The following is a 20240-nucleotide window of genomic DNA, read 5'->3' as shown; positions in this document are numbered from 1 at the left end:
CCTAACAATCAGCAACAGGAAGTGAGCTTAGCTAGTTATTTTTTTACTTTAAACCTTATTTAGTTACTAAAACTCCCAAAAAGCAGCAACCGTTTAGTTTTCAATATTTACAAAAAGCCAGTTAAGAAAGCGGGGTTGGCAATGAGAAAATCGGCAATTAATAGAAAAGTGCGTAAAGCGCTAGAAGTGAGCGAAGAGTTCAACAAGGAAAAACTGAAAACGTTGGCAGATAAGAAAGCGGGGTTGGCAATGAGAGAATCAGAAATCAATAGAAAAGTACGTAAAGCAACAAAAGTAAGCGAAGAGTTCAACAAGGAAAAACTGAAAACGTTGGCAGATAAGAAGGCAGAGTTGGAGATGAGAAAATCAGAAATCAATAGAAAAGTACGTAAAGCAACAAAAGTAAGCAAAAAGTTCAACAAGAAAAAAATAAAAACATTGGCAGACCTGAATCAATATTCTGAGAATGACTCATTTTCAGGAAAAATAGATATTGTTCTGGATGAAAATATTATAATTCATTGTAAATCAGCAGGGGCTGTCAATCTCCATTCTTGATGTCAGCCATATCCGAGATTTGAACAAACTGTCTAGCTAATATATTGGATTTTTCGGTCTTACACGGATCAAACAGATGAATACCCGCTTATTGCAAATCTGGCGGGTAGTAAATGAAAAGCTGTATCCAATCAAATTTGGGTACAGCTTCTTTTTAAACTATAGGCTTTGGAGGGATCACAGTGTCGATAAAAAAATATTTCCGTATGGAGAGAAAGCTGGTTCTTTTTATATTTCTCTTGATCATTCTTACAATGTCCGTTTCAACTATTCGACAAGTCGCGATCGGTAATCTGGCGAATAGCCTGATCGATTATTCGAGAACAGAATTTCTTATGTGGATCGGGATAAACATACTGTTATCTGTAGCGAATATCAGTTTCTCAATTATGGGAGATTATTTTGAAGTTTTGGGGATCCAGAAAATGAATGTACGGATGCGTCGCGATTTGGCTAAAGGGATCGCGCATTATTCTTATGATGAGTTTCATGAAAATGGACCTGTCGGAAAATATACTTCTTGGTTAACGAATGATATCGAACAGATCGATCAAAAAGGGATCCAAGTGGTTTACAATTTTGTGCTTTATCTAACAGGTATCATTTTTCCGGTTTCCGCATTTTTGTATTTTCATTGGTCCTTAGTTGTGGCGTCGCTTCTGTTGGCAGTTGTCTTGACCTTTTTGCCTAAAATCGTGCAGCGGATGATCGAAAAATCATCATTAGCTCTTACATTAGAAAACGAGCGTTTTGTCAATCACTTAGAAAGTTTGCTGAACGGCTTTGATACCTTGACCGCATTCAAGAGAAAGAAGGTACTGCCGCTTCAGATCTCTGAAGCTTCTGAAAAGGTTAAAAAAGCTCAAATGGATTTAAAGAAAAAAGAAATAACTGTCGATATGATCACCTCATTACTTAGTGTAGCAAGTCAGTTTATTATTCTAGGATTGACTGGCTTTCTTGTGTTGGGTCATATCTTAAAACCAGGGGTGCTGCTGGCGGTTGGATCATTATCGGGAGTGATTTTTACGTCGCTTGGTCAATTGTCCAGTCTTGTCGTCAAGATCAAAGCGGTCGATCCATTGTTTGCCAAGTATCAAGAGTTGGATCTGGCAGACGATATGCAAAACGAAGACTTTGATTTTGTCCGCAATCCAAGTTTGGAGCTGGTTGGAGTGACTAGCGGTGACGGCAACAAAAATTGGTTAGCACCAGTGTCATTAAAAGTTCCAGACAATGCGAAGGTGAAGATCATTGGAAAAAGCGGCAGCGGGAAAAGCACACTGTTGAAAATAATGTCCGGATTCACGGATCATTATCAAGGTGAGATCCGCTGGCAGGATCAAGAAGGAAAAGCTGTCGATGCCAAACGATCAGCATTGTACGTTCCTCAAGCTCCGTATATTTTCCATGATACGATTTTATTCAACCTGACATTAGGACAGCCTTTTGAAGAGTCCAAAATCGAAGAAGCCTTAGCCATCGTTAATTTGACAGAAGTTATCGAGCAATTACCAGAAGGCTTGCAAACAGTCTTGACCACTAATGGTTCGACATTGTCAGGCGGTCAACGACAAAGAGTCGCTTTAGCCCGCGCTATTTTGGTGCATCCATCGATTTTGTTGCTAGATGAAAGCACGTCCGGTCTTGATCAACAGACTGCCCAACAAATCGAGGAGCATTTCCTTAGAGATCTGGACCAAATGGTGTATGTTGTCTCTCACCACCACAATCCAGTACTCGACAAATACTTTACGCAATCGATTTTGCTATAAAGGAGTCCAATATGGAATATAGCGTTATTAAATTGTTGAATCGATTCAGTGTTAAGGAAGATGGCTATAAGTTTCACTATGATCCATTATGGTTGTATTGTATAAATGACAAACAGATTTTACCGAATCAAGGATGGAAGATCCATCTATCATTTTTACCTTCGGAGTTTAATGAAGGCTTCGCTAACGCGTATCATGTCATTTGCAAGCATCAAGCATCATTTAAGATACCTGTCAAAAAGCATGCCCTTTTGGATTTGAATGGTGGCGGAGTATTTTGCTGGAGGACGTCACGAGAAAACAAATGCGGAAGCTGATTTAAAAAACATCTTGAATGTTTGGCAACAGCTCTGTTTACTGCACAAAAATGGACTGTTTTTAGAGATTTGTTCCATAATAATGTTATTGTTGGAAAAAACTTGGCTGTAACTTTCATTGATTTTGAACTTTCAGCAAAAATCGATGAACCCAAGCTGTTTTGGGGTGGAACACTAGGCTTTATAAGGATGGACCCAAATAACAGATATGGCTGACGGGTCAAAGTAGCGGAGGATGTTTATTCATTTGGTTGTCCCTTGTTTTTTTGACTACTTCCGTTGTGCCCACTTTTATCGAAGCAACCGGAATTGATTCGTGAGGGGCGTATTATCAAAAGCTTGAGATGGTGGCTGATACCATATATATGAACGACGTGATCAAAGATATCTCTTAGGGATCGAATTAATAAAAAATCCCTACCTCACTGAGAAAGAATGAATATTTTGAACACAAGAAGATTCCTAGAGAAAAGCTCTAGGAATTTTTTTAATGGGTATTAGAAACCATTTTTATAGTCGAAGTATCATACAAAGTGATATGTTATTCTTTAAAAAATGTGGGATTTTAAAAAAATATATGTTATATTCCCTAAAATAATATTTTGATAAGAAAAGTTATCTATATTCTTATTTAAAACAGATTAGGGGATTGACTATGCTGAGGATGAAAGCCTATAGATTTCGCATATACCCAACAGAAGAACAGCGAGTTTTTCTGATTAAGACCTTTGGATGTGTACGATTTACTTATAATACTTTATTAAAAAGCGGTTCAAATATGCAGGAGCGCTTGTCACCTGCAAAACTGAAAAAAGATTTTCCATTTTTGAAAGAAGTGGATAGTTTAGCTTTAGCAAATGCACAGCGGCACTTAGATCGGGCGTTCAAGAATTACTATCAAGGAAGGGCCAGCTATCCAAAGCTCAAAAGCAAACGCAGCCGTTGGCAATCCTATACTACTAATAATCAGCAGCATACAGTCTACATTCAAGATGGAATGTTGAAAGTGCCCAAGTTGAAATCGTTGATCCCGTTAGAACTACATAGAGAAATCAAGGGTAATATCAAAACAGCAACTATTTCAGCGGAAGATAGTAAGGAATTTTATGTTTCACTTCTGTGTGAGGAAGATATACCAATCATCAAAAAGACCAATAAAACGATCAAAATCCACTTTTCAAGAGAACGACTAATCGAGCCTGAGATGTGTTTGGAACACTACTATCTGGATATCTTAAAAACGGAAGAAATAATAAGAAAAGCAGAAAAACGATTAGGGGTGAGAAAACATGCGGCGCTTAAGCAGCATAAAAAGTTATCGCAAGCCCAGAATTATCAAAAACAAAAGCAGCGTGTCAATCGGTTGTACGTCCATCGCCAAAACCAAAAAAACGCGCTGTTTGACAAGTTATCGATACATTTAGTTCGAGAATATGATCGGATCTATATCCAAAACCTGCCATCACAGGAAGAATCAGAGAAAATATTTTATTCCACTGATTGGCAGCGTTTTTTGACCAAACTGTCTTATAAAGCTGAATGGTATGGAAAAGAGATTATCCTGGACGAGTAAAGAACATTCAGATAGAAATATGAGAAAAGCTCAATATAACTTATGAAGATTACACACTTATTAAAAAAGTGTGCAGATAAATTCAGATGTTTATATGTGCATAATTAACCTTTTTTGGGTATATATATTTATTTTTGCTGAAAATTATATTTTTATATTGTACTTTTTTTAATAAGTGTTAAAATCTAGCTACCAAAAATTTTTATTCTTCATACGAAAGTGCAACGCTGTTTTATCAGAGGTTGCGCTTTTTGTTTTTTGAAATTTAAAACAATTTTATTTTATTTTTCTGTCTGACTTCATGTTTTTAAGCAAAAATCCATAAAAAAATTAAGATAATTGAGTTACAAATATAAAATTCAGACAATTCAAATTATTTGTGCGGATTCTATTGACATCTATTAAAATCAAATGTATTATTTCAATAATTTCATTTGATTCTAATTTATTTGAGCGCAATTGATTTGCTATTATTTCTTTAAAACGTTCGCTTAAATCTAGAACCAAAGAGAGGTAGAAAAAGGGGGATATCTATGAAAAAAGTTCTAGCCGCGCTTTTAGTAAGTGTGTTCGTACTAGGAGCATGTAGTAGCGGAAACGAGAAAAAGGACGCAAGTGGAGATAAAACAGAAAAAAGTGAGTTGGTTTCGGATTATAAGACAGTCTATGCGACTGATATTGAAACATTGGACTATACATTTTCTTCACGACAAACAAACAGTGACCATTATACAAACTTCGTAGAAGGGCTGCTTGAAAATGATCGTTACGGGAATTTAAAAGCCGACATGGCTGAGTCTTGGGAAGTCAGTGAAGACGGATTGACCTATACCTATCATATTCGTAAAGGTGTTCCATGGGTCGATAGCGAAGGAAATGAATACGGTGCTGACGTGACGGCGCATGACTTCGTTACCGGTTTGAAGCACGCTGCTGATACACAATCAGAAACACTATATATCGTTGCCAATAGTATCAAAGGATTGGCTGATTACGTGGCTGGGAAAACAGATGACTTCTCTAAAGTCGGTGTAAAAGCAGTGGATGATTACACTCTTCAATACACATTGAACAAACCAGAATCTTACTGGAACTCAAAAACAACTTACGGAATCCTATATCCTGTCAATGAAGAGTTTCTTAAATCAAAAGGAAAAGATTTCGGGAAGCCAACACCTGATTCTATCCTATATAACGGTGCGTTTATCTTATCAAACAATACCGCAAAATCAGTTATTGAATATACGAAAAACGAATCTTATTGGGATTTAGACAATGTTCATCTTGATACCGTGAAATATACGTACAATGACGGAAGCGATCCAGACGGCTTGTTTAAATCTTATGAAAAAGGCGACTTGTCAGCTGCTCGAGTATATCCTAACTCTCCAGGATATAAAGATGTGCAAAAAGCTTACCCAGATGGTGTGACATGGTCACAAACTGGTGGTTCGACTTATAACATGACATTTAACTTCAACCGTGGCACTTTCGACGCAACTAAAAAGACTACAGATAAACAAAAGGAAAGTACTCATAAAGCAATCTTGAACCGTGACTTCCGTTTAGCTGTCTTGTTCGGTTTCGATAAGAAGAGTTACAATGCACAAACAGTCGGAGACGAAGGTGCGAATACATCTTTGCGGAATACACTGGTTCCTGGCGAATTCGTATCAATCGACGGTAAACCTTACGGAGATACAGTCCAAAGCAAATTGCAAGCGTTGGATAAAGAAGCCTTTGGCGATGTAAAACTAGCAGATGGACATGACGCTTATTACAATGCCGACAAAGCTAAGACGTATATTGAAAAAGCCAAAGAAGAACTTGAAGGCGAAGGCGTAGAATTCCCCGTTCATCTTGACTTGCCAGTCCAAGAAACAAGCGAAATGAGTGTCAATGCAATGAAATCATTGAAAAACTCAATTGAAAAATCACTTGGTTCTGAAAATGTCGTAGTAGATATCAACTTACTGAACGCAGATAAATACTTGGCTGCCACTTATCAAGCAACAACAGGGCAAGCTGGTGACTACGATATCTCAACAGCTTCTGGTTGGGGTCCAGACTTTACTGACCCATCATCTTACTTGAATATCTATGATTCTCGTGCAGGTGACATGATCCATACACTAGGTTTAGAAGCTTCATCAATCGTTCAAGGAAAAGATCCTTCAACAGACGCGAAGAAAGCTATCAAACTTAGCGAGTATGACGCTTTGTTAGATAAAGCTTCTGCAATCACTGATGATGTGAATGCACGTTACACTGCTTACGCTGACGCGGAAGCATGGTTGTTGGACAACGCTTTGCAAGTACCGATCTACTCAGACGGTGGCACACCTCGTGTAACGAATGTCGTTCCATTCAGTGCACCTTATGGTTGGGCTGGAATCGCAGCAAACAAACTTAAATACGTGGAAGTTCAATCAGATATTGTAACAACTGAGCAACACGATAAAGCACAAAAAGCTTGGGAAGCGAAAAAAGAAGAAACCGCTAAAAAAGCAGAAGAATCAAGTTCAAAATAATTAGCTGAATGAATAGTAAAAAAGGCTATCAATATTGATTGTAGCCTTTTTTACTTATTAGTAAGGAGAGGGAAATTGTGAAAAGATACCTATTATTTAGGATTATTCGTTCCATAGTCAGCATTTTTCTTGTAACGACTTTAACATACGCTGTGATTTACTCCCTAGTTCCAAGAAAAACGATTTTTGCGAACGATGTAAATTACGGAAAATTAAAAGCAAAGCCTGATGAACTGGCGGAGTATGAAAACACCGCCTTCAGTAAAATGGGATACATTGAATATTACAATTCTAAAAAGTTAAAAAATGCCGCATTATCAACCAAGGAGAAAAACACCGAGTTATCCTCTGCGGAGACAGCGGAAAAATATCAAGAATGGGCTGAACAGAACGGATGGACGCTCAAACGATTTCCTATCAGTAAAAATTACTATGCAGTAAAAGATGTTCCTTTGTTGAAGCGAGTCGTCAATTTTTACGCAGATATGATCCAAGTAGATCATCCATGGCGAGTCAAGGATGCAAGTAATCCCGATTTGAAAAGGTATCTGAAGATCGAAAAAGATGAACTTGCTGGTTGGGCGCTTGTAGGTTCTGGGACTAAATATAAATATCAAATTTATTTTAATGGACAATTTCCGTATATCCACCAAAATATTTTTCATTTAAATTTAGGAACATCCTATCCGACTTTTGCAGGTCAAGATGTAACAACTATCGTATCTGGCGGTCAAGGAAAAGCGGATACTGTAGAAACAAAATTCGAGAACGGAATGACTGCGCGTTCTTCCGCGGATATTTACTCACGTCAGTATCAAAAAACGTCAAACATCTCTGCCAGAGATAAAAAGTTCTATTCTGATAACTATACGATCACTGATTCGAATTTTGAAGATCCTTCAATGATGGGGACTTCTTTCCGAATGGGTGTAGTTGCGGTATTGATCGCTTATGCGATTGGTATTCCGTCAGCGATGCTGATGGCGCGCTATAAAGGAAAATTACCAGATAAAATCGGGATTGGTTTAGTCACTGTCTTGATTTCTGTTCCCAGCTTAGCCTTTATTTACTTCTTCCGATTTATTGGAAGCTCTTGGTTTGATTTGCCGGATTCATTCCCAACTTTAGGCGCAGAAAGCATCCGTTCGTATATCTTACCAACTGTTATTTTAGGACTATTGTCAGTTTCAGGGATCGTGATCTGGTTGCGAAGATACATGATCGATCAACAATCTTCTGATTATGTTAAATTCGCCAAAGCCAAAGGTCTGAGTACTAGAGAGATCGCGCGGAAGCATATCTTCAAAAACGCTGCGATTCCTATCGTAAACGGTATACCTGGAAGCATTATTGGAGCTATCGCCGGTGCGACGATTACAGAAACGGTGTTTGCCGCTCCTGGTATGGGGAAAATGCTGCCTGATGCGATCATTGCCCACAATAATCCGTTAGTTATCGCGATCGTCTTCGTATTTACGACGGTATCTGTCTTTTCTATTTTATTCGGCGATATCGCTATGGCATTAGTCGACCCACGAATCAAACTGTCATCAGGAGGGAAATAGTGTGGAAAATGTAAACAAAGATGTTCAAAACGACTTTTCTTTTGTTCAAGTCAATTCATTGGCGTCTGAAAAAATCGATACGCCTAAATATTCCTACTGGCGCTCTGTCATGAGAAAATTCTTCTCAAATAAAGTAGCGATCCTGATGCTGATTCTAATGATAGCTATCCTATTGATAAGTTTTATACAACCGATGTTCAGCGGTTATGAGTTCATGGATGTAAAAGATATCAATGACTTTTCGAAACGCTACAATCCGCCAAGTCTCAAGTATTGGTTTGGGACCGACGCAAATGGTATGTCACTGTTTGATGCCGTTTGGGCTGGTGCCAAAACATCCATTTCTATCAGTGTGATCGCGACATTGATCACTACAGTCATCGGCGTTGTGGTTGGCGCTATTTGGGGGACATCGAAAAAAATCGACCGCGTGATGTTGGAAATCTATAACGTGGTCTCTAATGTTCCCACATTGCTGATCGTTATCGTTTTATCTTATACGTTTGGATCTGGTTTTTGGAATCTCATTTTTGCTATGAGTGTCACCAGTTGGCTGGGAGTTGCCTATTTTATACGGGTCCAAGTGATGATCATCCGGGACAGAGAGTATAACTTGGCATCAAAAACATTAGGAACGCCTACATTACGCATGATCTTCCGCAACATCTTGCCGTATCTGATCTCAGTTATCGTAACAGATGTTTCCCGTGCGCTTCCTTCATTTATTTCTTACGAAACATTCCTTTCGTTCTTAGGAGTAGGGTTGAGCTCTGATGTACCTTCTTTAGGTAGATTGATTTCTAAATATACAAGTAATATGAGTAACTATCCTTATCTCTTCTGGATTCCAGTTGCTGTGTTGGCCTTGGTATCAGTTTCTTTATACATTGTTGGGCAAACACTTGCAGATGCGGCAGATCCAAGAACCCATCTTTAGGAGGCAAACAATGAATAATGAATCGATCTTATCCGTGGAACATTTGTCCGTTAGTTTTAAAGTTCGCCACCGCGAGCTTAAAGCGATACGAGATATTTCACTAGAATTGAAAGAAAAAGAAACATTAGCAATCGTTGGCGAATCCGGTTCCGGCAAATCTGTTTTGACAAAAACGTTTACTGGTATGCTGGAACAAAATGGATTCATAACGAATGGAACCATCTACTACAAAGGTCAACCATTGAATGAGTTGAAAAAAGATTCTGATTGGGAAAAGATACGTGGTAAAGAAATAGCCACGATTTTCCAAGATCCTATGACTTCTTTGAATCCAATCAAAACGATTGGATCGCAAATTTCAGAAGTTATCGTCAAACACCAGAAGAAAACGCCAAAAGAAGCGAAAGAATTGGCAATCGATCTGATGACAAAAACCGGTATACCTAACGCGGAAAAACGATATAATGAGTATCCTTTTCAATATTCCGGCGGGATGAGACAACGGATCGTTATCGCCATTGCGTTGGCCTGCCGTCCTAAAATTTTGATTTGTGACGAACCAACAACTGCTCTGGATGTAACGATTCAAGCGCAGATCTTGGAGTTGATCAAAGAGTTGCAGGAAGAATACCAATTCACAACGATTTTTATCACCCATGATCTAGGTGTTGTTGCTTCGATTGCTGATAAAGTAGCTGTAATGTATGGTGGACAGATCATCGAAAGCGGAACAGTGGAAGAAATCTTTTATGATCCTCGTCATCCATATACTTGGAGTCTTTTATCGGCGCTTCCTCAATTAGCGCAAAAAGGAGACGTGTTATATTCGGTTCCCGGTACGCCGCCTTCTTTATATAAAGACATCGTAGGGGACGCATTTGCTCCAAGAAGCGCATATGCTATGGCAATCGATTTTAAGGAAGAACCGCCTATGTTCCCAATATCAGAAACACATTTTGCGAAAACCTGGTTACTGGACCCTCGAGCACCTCAAGTGGAAAAACCAGAGCAAATCAAAAATCTTCATGAAAAGATGATTGAACTAACAGAACATTTGGATATCGATGATACCGAAGATAGGAGCGATAAGTTTGACAAGTGAGAAACAAACTGTGCTAAGCGTAAGAGATTTAGAAATCTCTTTTGGGGAAGGAAAAAATAGATTTGTCGCTGTTCAAAACGCGAATTTTGATATCTATAAAGGTGAAACTTTCTCTCTTGTTGGAGAGTCAGGCTCGGGAAAAACAACGATCGGCCGAGCAATCGTGGGATTGAACGAAACCAGTAAGGGAGATATCTTTTTTGAAGGCATGCGGATCAATGGTGCTCTTTCAAAAAAAGAACACGCTCAAGCTGTTCGGAAAATCCAAATGATTTTTCAAGATCCTTCCGCTTCATTAAATGAGCGTGCGACCGTTGAATATATCATTTCAGAAGGATTGTATAACTTCAATTTATTTTCATCAGAAGAAGAACGTCTGCAAAAAGTCGAAAAGATCATTAAAGAAGTCGGATTACTGCCAGAGCATATGTATCGGTATCCTCATGAGTTTTCCGGGGGACAACGCCAACGGATCGGTATCGCTCGTGCTTTGGTAATGGAACCCGAACTGGTCGTAGCGGACGAACCGATCTCTGCGTTAGATGTTTCCATTCGTGCTCAAGTATTGAACCTGTTAAAAGATGCTCAGGCAAAACGGCAAGTAACGTATCTTTTTGTTGCGCATGATCTTTCTGTTGTTCGTTTTATTTCAGATCGGATCGCTGTTATCAGACAAGGGCACATTCTTGAACTTGCGGAAACAGAGGAACTATTCAACTATCCTTTGCATCCTTATACGAAAGCACTGCTTTCGGCTGTCCCTATTCCGGATCCTATTTTGGCGCGGAAGAAAAAACTGCAAGTATATGATCCAAACATGCATGATTACTCAGAAGATAAACCTGTCTTCAGCGAAGTAAAGCCGGGGCATTTTGTCTTCGGAAATCAAAAAGAATTAGAAGAGTATCGTGCCGCTGTTTATTAAACGATCGCCAACAGGATAGATGTTTATAAGTTTAGAGGTGGAGGAATGGAGCGTTGCTTATTTTGTGAGATCATTAAAGAAAATGACCCAGCCCGAAAAATAGCTGAAAGTGAAACAGTTCTTGTTTATTTAGAGGATGCCGGGGATGTGGATGGACACATGATCATCGTTCCGAAAAAACATGTGAAAAATTTGATCGACTGCGAGTTTGATCTGTTGATGGATCTAATGACTATGGTCAAAGAACTTTCAATTCATTGTGTCGATAATTGCGGATTCGATGGAATAAATTTAATAAAAGCGGACGATGAAACGATGTTGTCACCTTCTAAGCATTTGCATTTTCATATTATTCCTAGAAAGAAAAATGATGATATCGACGCCTGGCCTTTTTTTACAGGTGCGAAGCAGAAATTAACCGATATGCACCAGCTTCTCAAGATGGAAGACACATTAAAAGATTGACTGATGACTGGGAAGGAATAAATAGATGTTGGATATTTTTATCAGAAGAACAAGGGGACGATAATCAATTTAAAAAATGGGATGAAGTATATTACGGGATAACGGGGGAGAATATAGAGAATGCTAGGTCGTGTTAGTTTGGGTTGTATTTTTTGTTCGAAAATTGAAGAATCTCAAATAATAAAAGAAACGGATTCTTTCTTTTTAGTGTATGATACTGATCCGATCCAAGTGGGGCATTTACTGATTATTTCTAAAGGACATTTCATGAATATAGCTGAATTTCCATTTCCATTGTTGCAAGAATTGATCCTTCTCGAACAACAGCTTATCAAAGAAATCGAAAAGTTGGCAGATGTCTTAGGAGTCACCGTTATTCAAAACAATGGAAAAGTTATGATGGAAAATACGCATTTTCATGTTCATTTAGTTCCGCGTTACGCAGAAGATGGGTTTTGGGACAACCAAAAGATCGTTTTTCATGCACTGGATGAAATCGATTTGCGTAACAGGCTAGAATCGACCAGCTAAAGAAGGAGTCCGCTGACTGCTTCAATGATCAGCGGAGTGGAAAGAAGGATCCGTATGAAAACACTTGAAGAAAAATCAAAAATCCAGCTTTGGAAATCAGTCATTTCCAGTCTGGTCGGGGTATTGGGCAGTTCAATCTATTCTTTTGGGCTCAGTCTGATGCTGCTTGAGAAAACCGGCTCTTCAATGAGTTTTGCGATTTCGTTGATCGTTTGGCCGATAATGAGTATGCTGTTGATGCCAATCGTTGGACCAGTTGTTGAACGTTATTCAAGAAAAAAAGTTATTATCATCAGCCAATTATTTACTATTTTTTCAATGGTTCTATTTACGATTTTCTGGTTAAACGGACCGAAGCACATTTTAGCGGTCGTCGTTGTATTAAAGATTGCGATCCAAGCGAGTGATCAATTTACTTCTTCCGCACAACAAGCCGCGAAAGTCCATCTCGTTTTAGAAGACGATTTAGGTAAGCTTGCGGGATATACCAGCAGTGCTTCCAGTCTATCAGGGATAATTTCCTCTGTTGCGGGAGCGGCGCTATATGCCTTTCTTCCTTTCTGGCTATTTATCGCGTTAGAGATCCTGACCGAGTGTATAACGTTACTGATCACACTGACATTGGATTTTTCGTTAGTCGAAAAAAAAGAAGAAAAATTGGACAACGACAAAGGGACTTTCCGAGAAGGAATCAATTATGTGAGAAAGCAAAAATTTTTGTTTGCTTTCATTTTGATGTGTACGGGTTTGAATTTTTTTAGCGGTGTCTTTCAAGTAGGTTTACCCATGCTGCTGATTCGAGATTTGGGAATCTCTAATTTTCAGTATGGGGTTACCGAAAGTGCATTTAGTATTGGCATGTTGATCAGCGGTTTTATTATCGCAAGAATGCAGCAACCGCATCACCCGTTTCTGTTTTCTTGGCGCCTTTCGTTTCTTATGTCTTTAATGGTAGGAATACTCGGAACAGTCATTTTCTTACCTAGAATTTCTTGGCTGGTCACGATTGTCATAAGCTTAATGTTAGTAGTTTATGGATTTGCCCAAACGCTTTTCAATATACCAATTTCTGTATGGCTTCAAAAAGAGATTCCAAGCAAGATCCAAGGACGCTTTTTCACTGTTCTTGGGACGATCGCTACTGCCGCTATGCCGGTTGGTGGAGCTTTGTATGGCTTTCTGTTTGATTTAGATTTTGGGAATAAAGCGTTTTTTGATTTTCTGCTTTTTGCTTTGACAGGAATTGCTTTGACTTTGGTCAGTCTTACAGCGGTTTATATTAAAAAGTTGAATCTAAAAGAAGCGAAAATCTACTCCCTTGAGGAGATAACAGAAGATGCAGTAGAAGTATAAGTGTGTTTCAGCATGATGGTGGGCTTTTGATAGCTTTATGCTGGTGAGGGCAGATAAAAAAGTAATATAGAAGATAGATGATTTTATTCTGCGTATCTGTTCTTAGGTTTTAAAGAAAACTCGTTATCCAATCACGCTTAGTCCCTTGACATTCATGATATAATCAACAATAGGCTTTGAAAACTGCTGTTATAAAATAGTGTGTTTGAAACGCTTAGTTACAAACGTTTGAAGGAGTTATTGTTGTGAAGTTCAAAAAGGTAAACAAATTGACAAATTACTGTATCGGCGGGATTTTGCTTTATGCTTTATACATCGCCTATACTCACCATTATTTAGGAGAAGAACAGCTTGTTTCATTGCTGACTAAGAGTTCCTATTCTCCAGCACTTATTTTTTCTACATTATTGACAGGATTGAAATTTATTCTTTATTTTCTGCAGACATCAGTCAATATGGTGCGCAGAAAAAAACAGAGAAGACAATTGCTGATAGTCGTAGCGATTTTGCTGGTGATCTACTTTTTACCGGTCTTATCTACGTATTATCATCAAGTATTGCGTGCTTTTTAGAAAGCAGAATATGAAAATAAAAATACAAGGTCTTTTGTAGTGACCCCAAAAGTGAAATTTTTATGGAGTGGAGAGATCCACTCCGTTTTTTGTTCATTTAGCGCCTCATCGATGCTCCTGTAAGGTTTATTTTTCAATTTACAGAACTTCTGAACGAGAAAGCCCACGGTTTTAATCGTGGGATGATAGTGAAATAGGTATGAGGGTTCTCTACTGAGAACTCGAAAACCTAAATCTATCCTTTCTCGTTTTTTTGTTGCACACAACCATATGTTCTGCTGATTAACTTAGCATACGGAAATATGCTACAATGAATTCATGGAAGAATATCGTAGAACCAAGACAACAGTAAGTTTAATCAACTATCATTTTGTTTTTTGCCCTAGATACCGACGGAAAATATTTTTAAATTCAAAACTTGATTTGCGGTTTAAAGAGTTAGTTAATCAAATTGCTGATAATCATGATTTTAAGGTTGTTGCTTTAAAAACAGATACAGACCATTGTCATTTGTTTTTGAATGCGCTGCCGACGTATAGTCCTGCGGACATAATGGCGAAAGTGAAAGGGGTACTTCGAGAATTTTGCGTGATGAATTTCCAGAGTTAAAGGCTATGCCCAACCTCTGGACAAGCAGTTATTTCGTTTCTACCGCAGGAAATGTATCTAGCCAAACAATTAAACGATACGTAGAAAATCAACGAAAGAGATGACGACCATGTCTCAAGCAATGACGGTAAAAATAAAGCTTGATCCAACAAATGCACAAACAGAATTAATTCAAACGTCTTCTTTGGCTTATATTGAGACAGTCAATTTATTAGTTTCTGAAATGATTGTGGCTGAGAAAGTAACGAAAAAAACATCTAAAGACGTTTATGCTCCATTGAATAGTGCCGTTAAAAATCAAGCTATCCGCGACGCAAAATCCGTTTTTCAAAAAGCAAAGAAAAGTCATTTTAAGAATATCCCTGTCTTGAAGAAACCAGTTATTATTTGGAATAATCAGAATTTCACTATTTGCCCTTCTGGAATTAAGATGCCCTTTGTGATTGATGGAAAGTCCAAGAAGATTGAAATTGCGGCAGATATTCCTGAATATGAGCGCTCTCTTTTAAAAAATGCTAGTAAGATCGGCACTCTACGGATCACTAGAAAAGGGGCTCACTATGTGGCTCAGATTGCTATTGAAATGTCTGAGAAGCTAAACACATCGACGAAAATAATGGGTGTCGACTTAGGTATTAAGATTCCTGCGGTATGTTGCACAGAGGATAACGAAGTTAAATTTTCTGTCAATGGACGTATGAATAAATATATTCGACGCTATCATAATTCTCGTAGAAAAGAGTTAGGAAAAGCTAAGAAATTAAGCGCCTTAAAAAAATCAAAAGATAAAGAACAGCGTTGGATGAAAGACCAAGATCATAAAATCAGCAGGGAAATCGTAGATTTTGCTGTTAATCATAATATCGGAATTATTCGTTTAGAAAAATTGGCGAATATCCGCAAACAGACAAGAAAAAGTCGTAAAAACAACCATTCTTTAAGTAATTGGTCATTCTATCGTCTAGCATCTTTTATCGAATATAAAGCAAATTTAGTTGGTATTAAAGTTGAATATGTTAATCCAGCCTACACCAGTCAAAGATGTCCGAATTGTGGGTACCAACATCATGCAAAAGACCGAAAGTATTATTGTTCTGATTGTGGATATATCGGTCATAGAGATATTGTCGGTGCAAAAAATATCATTTATGCACCTGTACTTGATGATAAAAGTCGAGTAGCCTAAACAGCTATATGCTCTGGTTTAGGACGGGGTATTGGCATACCCTTAGCTTTGGGCTAGTACAAAACAGAAATGGACAGCGTACGGTCTGGCACCAAAGAATCCCACCTTAATTCCGTAGGAATGAGACTTGCGACTTAAGTCGTGGGAGTGTCAAGGTACAATAGGATCAAGGAGGGGTAGACATGACGATTTATGATTTTCAAGTCACGTCTGAAGAGGGCGAGACTTATTCATTGGAGCGTTATCGCGATAAAGTGGTAGTGATCGTTAATACGGCGACCAAATGCGGTCTGGCTCCGCAGTTCAAGGGACTAGAAGAAATCTATGACACATATCAAAAACAAGGACTGGTAGTATTAGGTTTTCCTTCTAATCAATTTAAGCAAGAACTTGATTCTAGCAAGGATGCCGCAGAAAATTGTCGGATGACCTATGGCGTGACATTTCCGATGCATGAAATCAATGATGTGAACGGAGATAACGCGTTACCGTTATTTCGCTATTTGCAAGAGCAAGCACCAGGTACGATCGGAAAAGCCTTAAAATGGAATTTCACTAAATTCCTGATCGATCGCAATGGGCAGGTAGTACAGCGTTTTGCTCCTCAAACCGATCCGCAAAAGATGACTGATGCAATAGAAACATTATTAAGTGAAAAATAAATACGAGCTCTCTGAGCGGTCAGGTTTTTGACTGTTTAGAGAGCTTTTTCTTGCATTAAAATAGATAAATTGGAATAATACCTCAATTTTTTGGTTCAAACAGATTGACAAATTACATACATCGTTTTATCTTACTTTGTAAAGCGATGTATATAGATAGAGGAGGTTATTCTGTGGAACTGGATAAGGAAATTTTGAGAGGTTATATCGATCCAATCATTTTGAGTATCTTAGCGAGAGAAGACAGTTACGGTTATGAAATCGCGAAAGAAGCCAAACGATTGAGCGATGAGGCCTTCGAATTAAAAGAGGGCACATTATATGTCTCCTTCAAACGATTAGAAAAAAACGGCTATGTCACAAGTTATTGGCAAGAAGGGCAGGCCGCCAGAAGAAAATACTATCATTTAACAGATAAAGGTCTCGCCTTTGTCAAACATAAAAAACAAGAATGGAACTTTATCAAAAAATTGATGGATACTTATTACGAAGGGATCGAAGAAAAATGACATTTACACCAAAAACAGAAGAAGCGATCACTAAATTCGCTAAAGAACAATCAAAAATACACTTGATAAAAATGAATTGAGTTATTTTGAACGTTTAGAATTGAAGGCCAGAGAATTACAAGAAAAGACGAAAAAGAACTTTTCGACAAATCGGGAAGAGGACGTCGAAGAGTTGACGAGTTATATGCGAGATTATATGAACCAATTAGTTGCTGAGGAGCATTTATCTGAGGCAGACGCGCTGGAAAAAGCTAAAAGTGTTTTCTATGTCAAGCGAACAAGACCAGAAGAAGAAAAAGAGCTGGAACGAATCGCTTATTATGAAAGTATCGATCCGGCAACGGAAGAAGCCATTGGATTGGCCTATGGCAGTCGGATCATTCTTGGAATCGTTTTGGGTGCGATCATCGGTATTTTTGGACAAATCTATTATGACGGTACAATCTGGGGAATCGTTTTATGGATCATGATCGGTCTGGGGATGTTATTAGGTGTCGGTTTAGGGCTGGCCAGTCATGCAGGTATTTCAAAAAGTCGTGGTAAGTAATACTTTTTTATAGAAAGAGGTAACCAGCTAAATAGGCAAAACATCTTTAAAAAACTTTAACAAGACCTGCTTATTCTCTTGATCAATAGAAAACAAGCATAATTTTTGTTCTTTCCCTGTTCTTTTTGATACAACTTAATAAATCGTTTACTATAATAGCTTTATTATGACATAGGGGGAGAAGCGTATGGGAGGGAAATTTGACAGGTTTGAAAAAACGATCAGCTTGAGTGTCGATGTTTTGTTAGCAGTTTTGATCATCATCGTATTGATTACTATGGGGGAAGCAGTTTATACGATCTTCAGCCAAATGATTCCACTGCATTCCTTCAGCTCGTTATCTGTTTTGATCGAAGAAATCGCGACATTGTTTATTTTGTTGGAAATCATCTTGATGCTGTTGAGATATGTCAAAGAAGGTCACCATATTCCAGTGAGGTATTTGATTTTGATCAGTATCACAGCAATCCTTAGAGAGTTGCTGTTGGCTCATGGTAGCGGATTGGAAACCCTGTTTTTATCCGGAGCGATTCTTGTTTTGGTTTTAGTCCTTCTGCTTTTAGAAAAAATCAAAGCCTTCCATACGAAAAAATCAAAATAAATTTGGAAGCAAAGATCCCAACGGCAACGTAAAAGATAACGTTACCGCTGGGATTTGTTTCGAAAGGTATTCTACTGGACTTTAGAAGAGGTAGGGATCGCGATGATAAAAGCAGTCCCTGTCTCAGAACTTTCCAGTGTCAACAGCCAGTCATGTTTTTTGATGATGGAGGAAACGATGAACAAACCTAAGCCAGTCCCGCCATCTGCCGATTTTGTCGTATAAAAAGGTGTGAAGATCTCCTGCTGAATTTCTTTCGGAATACCAGGTCCATTGTCTTTGATTTGTAAAATCGCAAAATCTTTTGTTTTATATTTTGCTGAACGACCTTCAAAGTATTTCTTTTGGAGATCTGTGGGCTTGTTCAAATGGATTTTTATCTGGGCATCGTTTCCCGCCGCTTGATAAGCATTAGTGATCAGATTATAAAGCAGTACTTGCAAATCATCTTTTTCGAACATACTTTTCCCAACATGTTTCGTTTTCAACTGAATCTCTACTGATTTGGGAATAAGGAAACGCATTGTTTGGACGGCTTCATCAACCACAGCTTTCAAATTATGCTTTGATCGGGAAGTGGCAGTGTTTTTAGAAAAGCGCAGCACGTTGTTGGCCAAACGTTGCCCTTTTTGAGCAGCTTGATAGACTTCTTGCAGATCTCCATGCAGTACTTCATCTTCTTGATGTTCGTCCAACAAAAGCTGGAGATTTCCCAACAGAGGCGTCAAGAAGTTGTTCATATCATGGACGATAGAAGTAGTCAATAAACCGATCGTTTCCAATTTGGAAGCCTGCAAGAAACTTTTTTCCAATTTATATTGCTGCAGTTGCAGTGCTTGGGTTTCTTTGAGACGGATATTTTCAACATAGATCTGATTTCGTCGATAGTAACTCCGAAGACTTAAAATGATTAAAAGTGTCAGCGCTAAAAGCAGTGAAAACAAGCCGATAAGGATTAAGATTTCTTGCAGAACCAGTCCGTTTCTTTCTTTGAAGTCAGCGCTGCTGGCAATGATCCAATGGGCTTTACCGATTTTCAAACGTTGAAAAGCGCTCATTTTTAGTGTCCTCGTCGGCGTTTTATCCGTCCACCAGTAAGAGTAATAGGTCAGCGTGCCATGAGATTTACTTGCTTGGACTTTTTGCAGACGTTCTAAATCTGAGAAATCCAAATCGGGATATCTTTTCTTACGATCCCCAATGATGTCCCAGCCGATTTGTTTTTTGTCAGGGTGAGCGATCACTTGGAATTCTTGGTTTTTGATCATCGTATATCCGTAATAGTCATTATCGGTAGTCAAGATCTCATTTTCGTACAGCTGTTCAAGATTTAGAGGAACTACTAAAGTTCCTTGCATTTTTCCGGCAGTATCGACTACTTTTTGATAAAGATTGATATAGGACGCATGTTCAGTAAAATATTCAGCGCCGTTGCCTTCGACTGTACCCTGCAGTGCTTGTGTATAATAAGGATCTTTGAGGACAGCGGCGGATATTTTGTCGGTTTTTTGCAAAGTATCATTTGTGAAACGGTAGCCTTCCAGTAATTTTCCGTTGCTGTCAATAAAGTATACAGCCTCCAGCGCTTTATTTGCGCGGCGAAATTCGTGATTTAATTTGTTTTCTTCTAATAATTTGTCTCCAGCGGACTCTTTAAAAAAGTCAGTGGTATAATTTTCTAAAATATCTGAGTAATTCTTGATAGACAAGGACAAGATCTTGGTAGCATAGTCATTGATTTTGACTAATTGATTTTTACCCATTTTTAAAGCGTGATCTCGTGTGCTATTATAGCTGATGACAGTTAAAACGATCCCTACGATCGTTAAGAGAGCTACACCGATCAAACTGAGATGCAGCCATTTGCTTGAAGGTTTGTTTTGCATAGCAGATCCTTTCAAAAATCCAAAAGAGGGAGAAGT

Annotated in this window: 19 protein-coding genes and 1 pseudogene; 19 read left to right on the top strand and 1 reads right to left on the bottom strand. The window is 38.4% G+C overall.

Annotated elements, in window-relative coordinates:
- Positions 1 to 141 precede the first annotated feature (141 nt).
- From EFB00_RS12630 to EFB00_RS12535, 19 genes and pseudogenes are all read left to right on the top strand, one after another.
- Positions 142 to 558 (top strand): hypothetical protein, encoded by a 417-nt coding sequence (locus EFB00_RS12630; protein WP_122647241.1) that lies wholly within the window; start codon positions 142 to 144, stop codon positions 556 to 558.
- A gap of 182 nt (positions 559 to 740) precedes the next feature.
- Positions 741 to 2333 carry an ATP-binding cassette domain-containing protein gene (locus EFB00_RS12625; RefSeq protein ID WP_122647240.1) on the top strand — a complete coding sequence of 531 codons (1593 nt, stop codon included), beginning with the start codon at positions 741 to 743 and terminating at the stop codon, positions 2331 to 2333.
- 11 nt (positions 2334 to 2344) lie between these two features.
- Positions 2345 to 2650: a class III lanthionine synthetase LanKC N-terminal domain-containing protein gene (locus tag EFB00_RS13850; protein WP_122647239.1), complete on the top strand. Its 306-nt coding sequence runs from the start codon at positions 2345 to 2347 to the stop codon at positions 2648 to 2650.
- A gap of 655 nt (positions 2651 to 3305) precedes the next feature.
- On the top strand, positions 3306 to 4223 hold the full coding sequence (locus tag EFB00_RS12610) for an RNA-guided endonuclease TnpB family protein (protein ID WP_122647237.1): 918 nt from the start codon (positions 3306 to 3308) through the stop codon (positions 4221 to 4223).
- 533 nt (positions 4224 to 4756) lie between these two features.
- Positions 4757 to 6754 (top strand): peptide ABC transporter substrate-binding protein, encoded by a 1998-nt coding sequence (locus EFB00_RS12605; RefSeq protein ID WP_206423508.1) that lies wholly within the window; start codon positions 4757 to 4759, stop codon positions 6752 to 6754.
- A 77-nt stretch (positions 6755 to 6831) separates the two neighbouring features.
- On the top strand, positions 6832 to 8319 hold the full coding sequence (locus EFB00_RS12600; protein WP_122647235.1) for an ABC transporter permease: 1488 nt from the start codon (positions 6832 to 6834) through the stop codon (positions 8317 to 8319).
- 1 nt (position 8320) lies between these two features.
- Positions 8321 to 9256 (top strand): oligopeptide ABC transporter permease OppC, encoded by a 936-nt coding sequence (gene oppC, locus EFB00_RS12595; RefSeq protein WP_122647234.1) that lies wholly within the window; start codon positions 8321 to 8323, stop codon positions 9254 to 9256.
- Between the two features lie 10 nt (positions 9257 to 9266).
- Positions 9267 to 10358: an ABC transporter ATP-binding protein gene (locus EFB00_RS12590; RefSeq protein ID WP_122647233.1), complete on the top strand. Its 1092-nt coding sequence runs from the start codon at positions 9267 to 9269 to the stop codon at positions 10356 to 10358.
- Entirely contained in the window at positions 10348 to 11283 is a 936-nt protein-coding gene (locus EFB00_RS12585; protein ID WP_122647232.1) for an ATP-binding cassette domain-containing protein, read from the top strand. The genes EFB00_RS12590 and EFB00_RS12585 overlap by 11 nt, the downstream gene beginning before the upstream one ends.
- Positions 11284 to 11328: 45 nt before the next feature.
- A complete protein-coding gene (locus EFB00_RS12580) occupies positions 11329 to 11748 on the top strand; it encodes an HIT family protein (RefSeq protein ID WP_122647231.1) in 420 nt (139 codons plus the stop codon).
- Positions 11749 to 11868: 120 nt separating this feature from the next.
- Positions 11869 to 12279, top strand: coding sequence for an HIT family protein (locus EFB00_RS12575; RefSeq protein WP_122647230.1), 411 nt, complete (start codon positions 11869 to 11871; stop codon positions 12277 to 12279).
- A 54-nt stretch (positions 12280 to 12333) separates the two neighbouring features.
- Entirely contained in the window at positions 12334 to 13632 is a 1299-nt protein-coding gene (locus EFB00_RS12570) for an MFS transporter (RefSeq protein WP_164709491.1), read from the top strand.
- Between the two features lie 245 nt (positions 13633 to 13877).
- Positions 13878 to 14204, top strand: coding sequence for a hypothetical protein (locus EFB00_RS12565; protein WP_122647228.1), 327 nt, complete (start codon positions 13878 to 13880; stop codon positions 14202 to 14204).
- Between the two features lie 318 nt (positions 14205 to 14522).
- Positions 14523 to 14917: pseudogene (gene tnpA / locus EFB00_RS12560) on the top strand (IS200/IS605 family transposase).
- 5 nt (positions 14918 to 14922) lie between these two features.
- The gene (locus tag EFB00_RS12555; RefSeq protein WP_122647227.1) at positions 14923 to 15999 is read left to right on the top strand and encodes an RNA-guided endonuclease InsQ/TnpB family protein; all 1077 of its coding nucleotides are present in this window, start codon (positions 14923 to 14925) and stop codon (positions 15997 to 15999) included.
- A 182-nt stretch (positions 16000 to 16181) separates the two neighbouring features.
- Complete coding sequence (locus EFB00_RS12550) at positions 16182 to 16661, top strand: glutathione peroxidase (protein WP_122647226.1); 480 nt, start codon at positions 16182 to 16184, stop codon at positions 16659 to 16661.
- A 173-nt stretch (positions 16662 to 16834) separates the two neighbouring features.
- Positions 16835 to 17170, top strand: a complete 336-nt coding sequence (locus EFB00_RS12545; protein WP_164709490.1) for a PadR family transcriptional regulator — start codon at positions 16835 to 16837, stop codon at positions 17168 to 17170.
- Positions 17171 to 17246: 76 nt separating this feature from the next.
- On the top strand, positions 17247 to 17717 hold the full coding sequence (locus EFB00_RS12540) for a hypothetical protein (RefSeq protein WP_122647224.1): 471 nt from the start codon (positions 17247 to 17249) through the stop codon (positions 17715 to 17717).
- A gap of 187 nt (positions 17718 to 17904) precedes the next feature.
- Complete coding sequence (locus EFB00_RS12535) at positions 17905 to 18318, top strand: phosphate-starvation-inducible PsiE family protein (RefSeq protein WP_122647223.1); 414 nt, start codon at positions 17905 to 17907, stop codon at positions 18316 to 18318.
- 71 nt (positions 18319 to 18389) lie between these two features.
- Here the strand turns inward: EFB00_RS12535 and EFB00_RS12530 are convergent, their stop codons facing one another.
- Positions 18390 to 20204 carry a sensor histidine kinase gene (locus EFB00_RS12530; RefSeq protein ID WP_122647222.1) on the bottom strand — a complete coding sequence of 605 codons (1815 nt, stop codon included), beginning with the start codon at positions 20202 to 20204 and terminating at the stop codon, positions 18390 to 18392.
- Between the last annotated feature and the right edge of the window lie 36 nt (positions 20205 to 20240).

Origin of the sequence: Enterococcus mediterraneensis (assembly GCF_900604485.1) — a bacterium.
GTDB lineage: Bacteria > Bacillota > Bacilli > Lactobacillales > Enterococcaceae > Enterococcus_C > Enterococcus_C mediterraneensis.
This window is presented reverse-complemented; position numbering and strand designations above follow the sequence as displayed.

What these genes read in the sequence shown, in the direction of transcription:
- EFB00_RS12630 (WP_122647241.1), top strand. Translation starts at nt 142, where the DNA reads ATGAGAAAATCGGCAATTAATAGAAAAGTGCGTAAAGCGCTAGAAGTG.
- EFB00_RS13850 (WP_122647239.1), top strand. Translation starts at nt 2,345, where the DNA reads ATGGAATATAGCGTTATTAAATTGTTGAATCGATTCAGTGTTAAGGAA.
- EFB00_RS12610 (WP_122647237.1), top strand. Translation starts at nt 3,306, where the DNA reads ATGCTGAGGATGAAAGCCTATAGATTTCGCATATACCCAACAGAAGAA.
- EFB00_RS12605 (WP_206423508.1), top strand. Translation starts at nt 4,757, where the DNA reads ATGAAAAAAGTTCTAGCCGCGCTTTTAGTAAGTGTGTTCGTACTAGGA.
- EFB00_RS12590 (WP_122647233.1), top strand. Translation starts at nt 9,267, where the DNA reads ATGAATAATGAATCGATCTTATCCGTGGAACATTTGTCCGTTAGTTTT.
- EFB00_RS12580 (WP_122647231.1), top strand. Translation starts at nt 11,329, where the DNA reads ATGGAGCGTTGCTTATTTTGTGAGATCATTAAAGAAAATGACCCAGCC.
- EFB00_RS12575 (WP_122647230.1), top strand. Translation starts at nt 11,869, where the DNA reads ATGCTAGGTCGTGTTAGTTTGGGTTGTATTTTTTGTTCGAAAATTGAA.
- EFB00_RS12570 (WP_164709491.1), top strand. Translation starts at nt 12,334, where the DNA reads ATGAAAACACTTGAAGAAAAATCAAAAATCCAGCTTTGGAAATCAGTC.
- EFB00_RS12555 (WP_122647227.1), top strand. Translation starts at nt 14,923, where the DNA reads ATGTCTCAAGCAATGACGGTAAAAATAAAGCTTGATCCAACAAATGCA.
- EFB00_RS12550 (WP_122647226.1), top strand. Translation starts at nt 16,182, where the DNA reads ATGACGATTTATGATTTTCAAGTCACGTCTGAAGAGGGCGAGACTTAT.
- EFB00_RS12535 (WP_122647223.1), top strand. Translation starts at nt 17,905, where the DNA reads ATGGGAGGGAAATTTGACAGGTTTGAAAAAACGATCAGCTTGAGTGTC.
- EFB00_RS12530 (WP_122647222.1), bottom strand. Translation starts at nt 20,204, where the DNA reads ATGCAAAACAAACCTTCAAGCAAATGGCTGCATCTCAGTTTGATCGGT.